We start from the raw sequence: 11,124 nt of genomic DNA, 5'->3' as shown, positions 1-11,124 counted from the left end.
GCGTGTCTGACATTCTTCGCAAGATCGAGGCCTACAAGCGCGACGAGATCGCGGCAGCAAAGGCACGCGTGCCGTTGGCCGAAATCAAGGCCCGGGCAAAAGACGCCGACGCACCGCGCGGCTTTCTTGCCGCACTGGAAGCGAAGCGCAAATCCGGCGCCTTCGCGCTAATCGCCGAGATCAAGAAGGCGAGCCCTTCCAAGGGTCTGATCCGTGCCGATTTCGATCCACCGGCGCTGGCGCAGGCCTATGCCAAGGGTGGTGCTGCCTGTCTTTCGGTGCTGACCGATGCACCGTCCTTCCAGGGTGCGCCCGAATTTCTCACCCGGGCGCGAGCCGCCGTCGCGCTGCCGGCGCTGCGCAAGGATTTCCTGTTCGATCCGTATCAGGTCTACGAAGCCCGCGCCTGGGGCGCGGATGCCATCCTGATCATCATGGCCAGTGTCGACGACGTCCTGGCCAGCGAGCTCGAGGCGACGGCCTTCGAACTCGGCATGGATGCACTGGTCGAAGTGCACGACGAGACCGAGACGCAGCGCGCGCTAAAACTGTCGTCGCGGCTGATCGGCATCAACAACCGCAATCTGCGCACATTCGAGACCAGCCTCGACACTTCCATGCGGCTGGCGACGATGGTTCCGGCCGACCGCTTGCTGGTCAGCGAGAGCGGTATTTTCTCGCATGACGACTGCCTCAGGCTGCAAAAGAGCGACATCGGCACTTTTCTTGTCGGCGAGAGCCTGATGCGGCAACAGGACGTCACCGCGGCGACGCGCCTGCTTCTGACAGGCAAGGCTTTGGCCGAGGCCATCTGACGATGGTATCGGGCCTTACCCATCTCGGCGCGCAGGGCGAGGCCAACATGGTCGACGTCGGCGACAAGGACGAAACAACGCGCACGGCGATCGCCGAAGGCTTTGTCGCGATGCAGCCCGAGACGCTGAAGATGATCCTCGCCGGCAACGCCAAGAAGGGCGATGTGCTCGGCACCGCGCGCATCGCCGGTATCATGGCGGCGAAGAAGACGCATGAACTGATCCCGCTCTGCCACCCGCTGCTTTTGACCAAGGTTTCCGTCGACATCGAGCCCGACCATGCTTTGCCGGGCCTGAAGGTCACCGCACTGGCGCGCGTCACCGGCAAGACGGGTGTCGAGATGGAAGCGCTGACGGCTGCCTCGGTCGCCTGCCTGACCATCTACGACATGGCCAAAGCAGTAGACCGCGCCATGGTCATCACCGGCATCCGCCTGGTCGAAAAGACCGGTGGCAAGTCGGGTGACTACAAGGCGAGCGCCTGATGGCGCTGGTTCCTATCGCGGAGGCGCTTGAACGCCTGCTTGATGGAGCGGCGCCTCTAGCCGGCGAAAGCGTTCCCCTGTTCGAGGCTGTGGATCGTGTTCTGGCGGAACCGGTCGTGGCACTTCGCACCCAGCCGCCTTTCAATGCTTCCGCCATGGACGGCTATGCAGCGCGCGCCGCCGACGTCACGTCGGTCCCATCCAGGCTGTCGGTGATCGGCATGGCGCCGGCTGGGCGTGGCTTCGACGGCACGGTCGGCCAGACGCAGGCCGTGCGCATCTTCACCGGCGCGCCGCTGCCCGAAGGCGCCGACACCATCGTCATCCAGGAGAATGTCCGCGATCTCGGCGGCGGCGAAATCGAAGTGACCGAGCCAACGGCGCAATGGCGCAATATCCGCCGCATCGGGCTCGATTTTTCAACAGGCGACATGCTGCTGGAAAAAGGTCGCTTGCTCGACCCGGCGGCGCTGTCGTTGGTGGCATCAGCCAACCATCCTCGGGTCAGCGTGGTGAAGCGGCCGCTGGTCGCCATCATCGCCACCGGCGACGAATTGCTGCCGCCCGGCAGCGATCTCGGACCGGACCAGATCATCTCATCGAATGCCTATGGCGTCGCCGCCACCGCACACTCGGTCGGCGCCCGCGCGCTCGATCTCGGCATTGCCGCCGATCGCAAGGAGGCTATCGCCGAACTGGTGCAAAAAGCGGTCGCGGCCGGTGCGGATGTCATCGTGACGCTTGGTGGCGCCTCGGTCGGCGATCACGACCTGATCCACGACGTGCTGACCGGCGAAGGCATGACGCTCGGCTTCTGGAAGATCGCCATGCGCCCCGGCAAGCCGCTGATGTTCGGCCGCCTCGGCGATATCAGGTGCATCGGCTTGCCCGGCAATCCGGTGGCAAGCCTGGTCTGCTCGCAATTGTTCCTGAAGCCGCTGCTGGCGCGGCTCGGCGGCCGCAATCATCGCCAGGACATTCGTCCGGCGCGGTTGGGTGCCGCCATGCCGGCCAATGATCTGCGCCAGGACTATGTGCGGGCGGTGGTCCGGGAAGATGACGGAGCTCTGGTGGCAACCCCGTTCGGCATCCAGGATTCCTCGATGCTGAGAATGCTGGCTGACGCCAACGGGCTGATCGTGCGGGCGCCGTTTGCCCCCGCAGCAGCTGCTGGCGAGGCTTGCAGCGTACTGATGCTGCGCTGAAGCAGCGCAGAACAAACCATTAATAACAAACAGAAAATGACGTCGGCGCTATTCCGATATCAAGGCGCGGGTCAGCGGATGCGCCGGATCGGCAAGGCCGTCGACAATGCTGAAATGATGCCGGTCAGGCTCGACCACGGTGCCGGTGGTGGCGCCGAGGCCGGTCCAGATGTTGGCAAGCAGCGCATTCTGGCGCAGGAATTCGGCGCGCTCGCCGCCACCGGCCCAACAGGTGATGCGGGCACCATCCATGGGCCGCAGCAGCGCCGGGCTTTCAGCCAGCGCCTCATCTTCGTCGATGGCCAGAGTCGCGTTCATCTCGGTGCGCATGATCGGACGCAGATCGTGGACACCCGAAATCGAAACGACATGGCGTACGCGCCGCGCCACATCGTCCGCCAGAGGCGTGGTTGTCGTCACCATCCGGCTGGCAAGATGGCCGCCGGCCGAATGTCCGGTCAGCATCAGCGGCCCGTCGACCATTGCCGCCGCCTTGCCGATCGCCACGCCGATCTCCTGGACGATGCCGGCGATGCGTAAGTCCGGGCACAGCGTGTAGGACGGCATCGCCACGGCAAAGCCGCTGCTGACCGCACCATTGGCGAGATGCGACCAGAAACTCTTGTCGAACGCCTTCCAGTAACCGCCATGGATGAACACCACCAACCCTTTGGGCGTGGCGCTGGGGAGGAAGAGATCGAGCCGATTGCGTCGCCCATCGCCATAGGTGATGTCGAGCCGTGCCCGGCCCTGCGCCGAGAGTGCGTCACGAAACGCTTGCGCAGGCTCCACCCACGCGGCCGGCCATCGGTCGCTGCCGGCGATATTCGCACCGTTGGCATAGGCATCATCCCAATCGACGATGTGACGTTCGAACATCTGCGCCCTTCCCCAAAAACGGCATCGCTGTTCCGCTAGCAATGGCCACCGCCACGCCATGCGTCAATGCTCTAGGGCAAAAACATTTTAGGCTTGAAACAAATTTCGACTGGTGCGATCCTGCCCGCACGAACAGCCGACAATGGGAGGTCTGCTGTGCTGCCCGAACCTGCAGATGTTCACCCTTTCTGGGCGCATCTCAGCAGGTGCGATGGGCAGTACGAAGCCTCCTCAGAGCAGGACCTTAGCATCCACGACATCCGGCCAAGGCGCCTCGCGCACTGGCCGTCCAGCAAACAGGAGAGCGGCGACATGCTTGGGCCTTCAGCGCATATCGACACGTTCACGCGCGATCACCTGCCGCCGCCGGAGCAATGGCCTGAAATCCTGCTCGACGGCTTCGACTATCCCGAACGCCTCAACGCCGGTGTCGAACTGACCGACAGGCTGGTCGAGAAAGGCCTGGGCGACCACACCGCGCTGATCGGCAATGGCCGCCGCCGCACCTACAAGGAACTGTCCGACTGGACGAACAGGCTGGCCCACGCGCTGGTCGAGAATTATGGGGTCGAGCCCGGCAACCGGGTGCTGATCCGTTCGGCCAACAACCCCGCCATGGTCGCCTGCTGGCTGGCCGCCACCAAGGTTGGCGCCGTGGTCGTCAACACCATGCCGATGCTGCGCGCCGGCGAACTCGCCAAGATCGTCGACAAAGCGGAAATCACCGTCGCGCTCTGCGACACCAGGCTGATGGACGAGATGACCGCCTGCGCCAAGGACAGCGCATTCCTCAAGCAGGTCATCGGTTTCGACGGCACCGCCAACCATGATGCTGAACTCGATCGTGCCGCTCTCGACAAGCCGGTGACGTTCACCGCAGTCGACACCGGCCGCGACGATGTTGCCCTGCTCGGCTTCACCTCGGGCACAACAGGCGTTCCGAAGGCGACGATGCATTTCCACCGCGACCTGCTGATCATCGCCGACGCCTACGCCCGCGAAATCCTGGAGGTGACGCCGGACGACATCTTCGTCGGCTCGCCGCCGCTGGCCTTCACCTTCGGCCTTGGCGGACTCGCCATCTTCCCGCTGCGCTTCGGTGCGGCGGCGACGCTGCTGGAGCAGGCGACGCCACCCAACATGATCCACATCATCGAGACCTACAAAGCGACGATCTCTTTCACCGCGCCGACTGCCTACCGCGCCATGCTGAAGGCCATGGATGAAGGAGCGGACCTGTCATCGCTGCGCGTCGCCGTTTCGGCCGGCGAAACCTTGCCTGCTCCCGTTTTCGAAGAGTGGACACAAAAGACCGGAAAGCCGATCCTCGACGGCATCGGAGCCACCGAGATGCTGCACATCTTCATCTCCAACCGTTTTGACGACATGAAGCCCGCGTCGACCGGAAAGCCGGTGGGCGGCTACGAGGCGCGCGTCGTCGATGACGAGATGCGCGAGGTGCCACGCGGCGCGACCGGCAGGCTTGCGGTGCGCGGACCGACCGGCTGCCGCTACATGGCCGATGACAGGCAGAAGGAATACGTGCGCGACGGCTGGAACCTCACCGGCGATACCTTCACGCAGGACGAGGACGGCTTCTTCCATTTCGCCGCCCGCTCCGACGACATGATCGTCAGCGCCGGCTACAACATTGCCGGACCCGAGGTCGAGGCCGCACTTCTGTCGCATCCGGATGTCGCCGAATGCGCTGTCATTGGCGCCGAGGACGCCGAACGCGGCCAGATCGTCGAGGCGCATGTCGTGCTAGCGCAGGGCGTCGCGCCCGACGCCCTCACCACCAAGCGCCTGCAGGACCATGTCAAGGCAATGATCGCGCCCTATAAATATCCGCGATCGGTAAAATTCATCGCCGCCCTGCCCAAGACCCAGACCGGCAAGATCCAGCGCTTCCGGCTGCGCACGGAGAAAATCGATTGAGCGAGCCATACGATCCGGCGTCCGAAGGCGCCCAGATGTCGTTCAAGGAGCGCATGTCCTACAGCGACTACCTGCACCTGGAGAAAGTGCTGGAGGCCCAAACGCCGCTGTCATCGGCGCATGACGAGATGCTGTTCATCATCCAGCATCAGACCTCCGAACTCTGGATGAAGCTCGCTCTGCACGAGATCGGCGCCGCGATCCGTTCCATCCGCGCCGACCGGCTCGAGCCGAGCTTCAAGATGCTGTCGCGCGTTGCGCGGATCTTCGAGCAGCTGAACAATGCCTGGGATGTGCTGCGGACGATGACGCCGAGCGAATACACCGAGTTCCGCGACGCGCTCGGCCAGTCCTCGGGTTTCCAGTCCTGGCAGTATCGCGCCATCGAGTTCATGGCCGGCAACCGAAACTTGGCAATGCTCGGGCCGCACAAGCACCGGCCCGACCTGAGCGGAAAGCTGGAAGCGATCCTGACCGAACCATCGCTCTACGACGAAGCGCTGCTGCTGCTTGCGCGCAACGGATTCGACATCGGTGCCGATGCCAGGCGCACGGACTGGCGTGAGACGCGAACCGAGAATGAAGAGGTGCTGGTCGCCTGGCAAACCATTTACCGCGATCCGCAGCGCTACTGGATGTTCTACGAACTGGCAGAGAAGCTGGTCGACTTCGAGGATTATTTCCGCCGCTGGCGCTTCAACCACGTCACCACGGTTGAGCGCATCATCGGTCTGAAACGCGGCACCGGCGGCACGTCGGGTGCTTCGTATCTGAAGAAGATGCTCGAGGTGGTGCTGTTCCCGGAACTGTGGACGGTCCGCACCCGGCTCTGACATCGTCGAAATGAAAACAGCGACGCGCGGCGGCGGAACACCCTTCGCGAACACCGGGGACTGACTGACCATGAGTGGATTTCCTGATCTCGCCGCAGTCGAAGCGATGGATGCCACAGATCCGCTGCGGGCCATGCGCGACCGTTTCATTCTGCCGGAGGGGGTGATCTATCTCGACGGCAATTCACTGGGGGCAGCGTCTCATGCCGTTTTCGGCGAGCTGCAGCAGGCGGCAACCCAGGAATGGGCCCAGGACCTCATCCGAGCCTGGAATACGGCCGGATGGTTCGAGATGCCGATCGAACTCGGCGATCAACTCGGACGCCTGATTGGAGCCGCGGCCGGCCAGACCGTCGTCTGCGACACGACGTCGACCAACATCTACAAGGTGCTGCATGCGGCGCTGGAGATGCGGCCGGGCCGGTCGGTCATCGTCGCCGAGGGTGACAGTTTCCCCACCGACCTGTACATCGCCGAAGGCGTGGCCTCGACACGGGACGGCGTCCTGCTGCGCCTCGCGGGCGTCGACGCGCCCACCATCGAAGAGCTGATCGACGAAAACGTCGCGGTGGTGCTGGTCAACCACGTCAACTACAAATCGGGTGAACTGCGCGACATGGCGGCGCTGACGCGCAAGGCTCATGCGGCCGGAGCGCTGATCGTCTGGGATCTATGCCACACCGCCGGCGCCCTGCCCGTCGAGCTCGATCAGGCAAATGCCGATTTCGCCATCGGCTGCACTTACAAGTACCTCAACGGCGGTCCGGGCGCACCGGCCTTCATCTATGTCGCGCAGCGCCATCACGGCGATATCAGCCAGCCGCTCAGCGGCTGGTGGGGCCATGCGCGGCCCTTTGCCTTCGAACGGGGGTATGTTGCCGGCACCGGTATCCGCCGCTTTCTGTGCGGCACCCAGCCTGTCCTGTCGATGCGGGCGCTCAAAGGCGCGCTTGTCATCTGGAACGACGTCGACATGGCGGCATTGCGAAAAAAGAGCGTCGCGCTGACGGAACTGTTCATCCAGCTCGTCGAAGCAAAGTGCGGCGCCTATGGCCTCACGCTGGAGACCACCCGCGACGCGACCAGGCGCGGCAGCCAGGTGTCGTTCCTTCACGATCACGGCTATCAAATCATGCGGGCGCTGATCGAGCGCGGCGTCATCGGTGATTTTCGCGCGCCATCGACCATCCGTTTCGGCTTCACGCCGCTCTATGTCGGCTACAAGGATGTGTGGCTGGCGGTTGAGGTGCTGGAGGATATTCTGCGCACGGGCGCATGGAAGGACCAGCGTTTCGCCGTCAAGGAAGCCGTTACCTGACGCAACGATCTCCGCGATTTGCCGTCGCCGCCCTCACTGCCCGGCAGATGACGGAGGGCTGAATTCCAGCCACAAATGCCAACAGACGTTGGCGTTTTGGCTCCGTTTCGTTCACGGCAAACGAACGTCCCGAAGATTGATAGCGTCCCTTGTGGAGGTCGATCGGCAGATGATGCCAAGCCTTGGGTCGAGGATGAGCCACAGGTCATTAACCATAATGGTTTCAATGTGAGCAGGCGCATTGCCGTGGTTGGCGCCTGTCGATCGCGACCCGCTGGCAAGCCCAAATAATTTCAGCAGCCTTAACAAATTCATTAAACTTTAAACGGTTGCAGAACACAACTGGAACAGATAGTGTTTGTTCTGGGTTTGTTTTTCGATTCTGGTTTCAGGTAATCTGGGGGCCGCCATGCTGACACGCAAGCAACATGAACTGCTGATGTTCATCCATGAACGCCTGAAGGAGAGCGGCATTCCGCCATCCTTCGACGAGATGAAGGAGGCGCTCGACCTTGCCTCCAAATCCGGGATTCATCGGCTGATCACCGCACTTGAGGAGCGCGGCTTTATTCGCCGGTTGCCCAACCGGGCACGGGCGCTGGAAGTGCTGCGATTGCCGGACTCCATCGCGCCCGGCCTCAACGCGGCAAAGAAGTTTTCGCCAAGCGTCATCCAGGGCAGTCTCGGTCAGGGTGGTGCCCTTGGCCGGCAGATCAAGCCGGCGCCTTCGCGGATGCCCTCGCCCGGCAATGATGACGATGCGGTCTCCGCCGTGTCGATCCCGGTCATGGGCCGTATCGCCGCCGGTGTGCCGATCGATGCCATCCAGCATCAGACGCATTCGATCTCCGTGCCGCCGGACATGATCATGGGCGGCGCCCACTATGCGCTGGAGGTCAAGGGCGACTCGATGATCGAGGCCGGTATCTTCGACGGCGACACCGTCATCATCCGCAATGCCGACACGGCGAACCCCGGCGAGATCATCGTGGCGCTGGTCGATGAAGAGGAAGCGACGCTGAAGCGGTTCCGCCGCAAGGGCGCTTCGATTGCGCTCGAAGCCGCCAATCCGGCCTATGAAACCCGTATTTTCGGCCCAGACAGGGTCAAGGTGCAAGGCAAGCTCGTCGGCCTCATCCGCCGCTACTGAGGCGGCTGCGGGTTGGCCGCTGGCTTCTCGGGTTTCTTGAAGGGTGCCAGCCCCCTCGCCTCACGAGAGTATTTGCGTTGCGTGTGCCAGGGCCGATATGGGCTGTTCACCGCGAAGCTGATTGTCGCCGGCGTGGTCGCCGACTGGCGATCGAAGAAGACGGCGGCACTGCCTTTGCGAGCCAGTTGCCGCTTGGTGATGACGAGAACCAGCGGATTGTGACAGGCGTCATAGGCGGTGGCGTCATTGATGACGATCAGCTCGGCGAAGCCGCAGGCTTTCCAGGTGTCCTTGCGGTCCTCGACATAGGCAATGATCGCACCGGACATATGCCTGGCCACGCAAACGCCTGAGGAGCAATAGAACGGCGATCCCGGCGGTAGCTCAACGGCGTCCGCGACGTCGAATTGCCCATCGCTCTTGTCGAACACCTCTGGCACGACGATGGTTTCTGATGTCAGGGCGCGTTTCCAGTTGTCGACGGTGAATTCGTTCGGCCGTTCCCGGCTGACGGCAAGCTCGCCGCCACCGATCGGCAACGCCACCAGCCGGGCGTCTTCCGAGATCAGCACATCCGGCGTGCGCGTATCCGAGACGGTCAGCAAGCCTGCCAGCGCGAATGGCAGAGCAGCGAGCCGCAGCCAAGTTGTCGCCATCGTCGCGATGACCAGGGCAATTGTCACCAGCAGGACAGATTGCTGCGAAATCAGCCCAACCCCATCGACAGGCGAACGTTCGGAGATCCAACCCGATATGGCGATCATCACCGTCAGACCCTTGCCCATCAGGTAGAGGGCCGGCCAATCCAATCCGAAAGGCATCAGCAGCGCGCTTGCGACAGCCAGGAACATGACGACGGTAACGATCGGCATAACCGCCAGATTGGCGAACAGGCTGAGCGGCGACACACGCTGAAAATGCCAGATGGCAAACAGCGTCGTGGCGCTGCCGGCGATGATGGAGGTCATGGCAAGGCCGGTTGCCGCGAGCACGAACTTTCGCGTCAGGAAACCGGGCATGGATCGCTTTGGGGGCGGCGGTCTTGCTTTTCCCGCGCGGTGATCGGCCCAGCCGGCATAGGCGCCGACCAGAGCCGCGGTCGCGGCGAACGACATCTGAAAACTCGGGCCGACCACCTCATGCGGCGACACCACGATGACGGCGATCGCCGAGATCGCCAGATTGCGCATGGTGAGTGCTGCTCGATCGAACAGCACGGCAATCAGCATCACCGCCAGCATGATGAAGCTGCGCTCGGCGGCAACGACGACTCCAGAGATGATGAGATAGGCCGCGATCGAGAACAGTGCGGCGACGGCGGCATACTTCTTGACCGGGCGACGCGCGGAAAAGTCGGGAAACAAGGCGAAGGCGCCGCGCAGCAAGCCCATGATGGTGCCTGCGACCAGCGCCATGTGCAGTCCCGAAATCGAGATGATGTGGTAGATGCCGGTACGTCGCATCGCCTCATTGATGTCATCGGGAATGCCGGCGCGCACGCCGACGATCAGCGCCGCGGCGATCTCGCCTTCGGCGCCGCCGACGCTCGCCCTGATATGGTCGGCGATGGCCTCGCGGGCATTTTCCACGCTAGAGGAAATTCGGGCCGGCAGCGGCATGTCGCCATCATCGCTGACGACAAGCTTGGGGTTGCCGAGAAAGAACCCGCTGCCGCCGATGCCGGCAAAATAGCTGTCGAAGGAGAAATCATAGCTGTCCGGCCGCACCGGCCCGGTCGGCGGCAAAAGCTTGGCATATCCAGTGATGAGGGAGCCTGCGGTCACGTCAGCCGGGATCTTGCGTGCCGAAAGCCGCACCCGTTCCGGCGCATAGCGCAGTTTCGGTCTTGCGGTCGATGTCACGTCGATGGTCAGCCGGATGCGGCCAGTTTCCATCCGGTCGAGCGAGACGACGCGGCCGGTCACCTGCGTCGAGATTTCCGAGCCCAACATTTGTGTGCCCGCACGCCACGTCTCGACCTTGGCAGCAAGCAGTCCTAGGGCGCACAAAAGCGCCGCCATGAAACACAGATGGGTCTTTGGCCATGAGCGCGAGACCAGCGCACAGATCCCCGTCAAGATGACAACCGCGACAGGTCTCGCAAAGTCGGGTTCAGCCGTCAGCGAAAAATAGCCGATCGCTCCGATCGCCAGGCAGACCGGCACCAGCAGGAAGGCCACGCCCCGGTCGAGTTCCAGGCTCGCCGCCGTGTTCACGCTGTGGCGCAGGCGAGGCAGTGATGTCAGGCTGATTTGCCGGCGCACGCGAACGATCCTGCCGGTTTCGGCAACAGGAACAGAGGCGGCGACATCCGCTTGCAAGGGCGCCTTGCCGGGATCCGGCACAAGGGGCGATGGCGGCGGTAATGGGGCTGGCCGAGGCGCAAACAGGGACCGTTCGCTGACGCCGATGGCAGCGTCCTCGCCCTGATCCGAGCCCCAGCCTCGTCCAGCCATCGGGTCTGCCCCTTGCGCCCTCGACACCCTATGCTACATGAACGC

At 63.3% G+C, this 11,124-nt stretch carries 9 protein-coding genes; 7 read left to right on the top strand and 2 right to left on the bottom strand.

The window, feature by feature from the left end; translation table 11 throughout:
* Positions 1-2 precede the first annotated feature (2 nt).
* Genes trpC through NKJ67_RS25795 form a run of 3 tightly spaced genes read left to right on the top strand, consistent with a single transcriptional unit; the run spans position 3 to position 2,505 of the window.
* Entirely contained in the window at positions 3-815 is an 813-nt protein-coding gene (trpC, locus tag NKJ67_RS25805) for an indole-3-glycerol phosphate synthase TrpC (protein WP_127380125.1), read from the top strand.
* A 2-nt stretch (positions 816-817) separates the two neighbouring features.
* Positions 818-1,300 (top strand): cyclic pyranopterin monophosphate synthase MoaC, encoded by a 483-nt coding sequence (gene moaC / locus NKJ67_RS25800; protein WP_127271357.1) that lies wholly within the window; start codon positions 818-820, stop codon positions 1,298-1,300.
* A complete protein-coding gene (locus tag NKJ67_RS25795; protein ID WP_292454991.1) occupies positions 1,300-2,505 on the top strand; it encodes a molybdopterin molybdotransferase MoeA in 1,206 nt (401 codons plus the stop codon). The genes moaC and NKJ67_RS25795 overlap by 1 nt, the downstream gene beginning before the upstream one ends.
* Positions 2,506-2,553: 48 nt before the next feature.
* Here the strand turns inward: NKJ67_RS25795 and NKJ67_RS25790 are convergent, their stop codons facing one another.
* Positions 2,554-3,384 (bottom strand): hormone-sensitive lipase, encoded by an 831-nt coding sequence (locus NKJ67_RS25790; protein WP_352583912.1) that lies wholly within the window; start codon positions 3,382-3,384, stop codon positions 2,554-2,556.
* A gap of 312 nt (positions 3,385-3,696) precedes the next feature.
* Here NKJ67_RS25790 and NKJ67_RS25785 point away from each other — a divergent pair, with 312 nt between their 5' ends.
* The 4 genes from NKJ67_RS25785 to lexA all read left to right on the top strand — a co-directional run bounded on the left by NKJ67_RS25785 (position 3,697) and on the right by lexA (position 8,623).
* Positions 3,697-5,322: an AMP-binding protein gene (locus NKJ67_RS25785; RefSeq protein ID WP_352583910.1), complete on the top strand. Its 1,626-nt coding sequence runs from the start codon at positions 3,697-3,699 to the stop codon at positions 5,320-5,322.
* Positions 5,319-6,155, top strand: coding sequence for a tryptophan 2,3-dioxygenase (kynA, locus tag NKJ67_RS25780; protein WP_127327362.1), 837 nt, complete (start codon positions 5,319-5,321; stop codon positions 6,153-6,155). The genes NKJ67_RS25785 and kynA overlap by 4 nt, the downstream gene beginning before the upstream one ends.
* 70 nt (positions 6,156-6,225) lie before the next feature.
* A complete protein-coding gene (gene kynU / locus NKJ67_RS25775) occupies positions 6,226-7,473 on the top strand; it encodes a kynureninase (RefSeq protein WP_256746395.1) in 1,248 nt (415 codons plus the stop codon).
* A 409-nt stretch (positions 7,474-7,882) separates the two neighbouring features.
* Positions 7,883-8,623, top strand: a complete 741-nt coding sequence (gene lexA, locus NKJ67_RS25770) for a transcriptional repressor LexA (protein ID WP_127272195.1) — start codon at positions 7,883-7,885, stop codon at positions 8,621-8,623.
* Here lexA and NKJ67_RS25765 read toward each other — a convergent pair.
* Positions 8,617-11,079: a ComEC/Rec2 family competence protein gene (locus tag NKJ67_RS25765; protein ID WP_256746396.1), complete on the bottom strand. Its 2,463-nt coding sequence runs from the start codon at positions 11,077-11,079 to the stop codon at positions 8,617-8,619. The two genes, lexA and NKJ67_RS25765, sit on opposite strands and share 7 nt — an antisense overlap.
* Between the last annotated feature and the right edge of the window lie 45 nt (positions 11,080-11,124).

The organism is Mesorhizobium sp. M0088 (genome assembly GCF_040322895.1).
GTDB lineage: Bacteria > Pseudomonadota > Alphaproteobacteria > Rhizobiales > Rhizobiaceae > Mesorhizobium.
The sequence above is the reverse complement of the archived record's forward strand: the minus strand, read 5'-3'. Positions and strand labels throughout refer to the sequence as shown.

Bases quoted from the DNA above. Each gene is read 5' to 3' on its own strand.
- moaC (WP_127271357.1), top strand. From the start codon at position 818: ATGGTATCGGGCCTTACCCATCTCGGCGCGCAGGGCGAGGCCAACATG.
- NKJ67_RS25795 (WP_292454991.1), top strand. From the start codon at position 1,300: ATGGCGCTGGTTCCTATCGCGGAGGCGCTTGAACGCCTGCTTGATGGA.
- NKJ67_RS25790 (WP_352583912.1), bottom strand. From the start codon at position 3,384: ATGTTCGAACGTCACATCGTCGATTGGGATGATGCCTATGCCAACGGT.
- NKJ67_RS25785 (WP_352583910.1), top strand. From the start codon at position 3,697: ATGCTTGGGCCTTCAGCGCATATCGACACGTTCACGCGCGATCACCTG.
- kynU (WP_256746395.1), top strand. From the start codon at position 6,226: ATGAGTGGATTTCCTGATCTCGCCGCAGTCGAAGCGATGGATGCCACA.
- lexA (WP_127272195.1), top strand. From the start codon at position 7,883: ATGCTGACACGCAAGCAACATGAACTGCTGATGTTCATCCATGAACGC.
- NKJ67_RS25765 (WP_256746396.1), bottom strand. From the start codon at position 11,079: ATGGCTGGACGAGGCTGGGGCTCGGATCAGGGCGAGGACGCTGCCATC.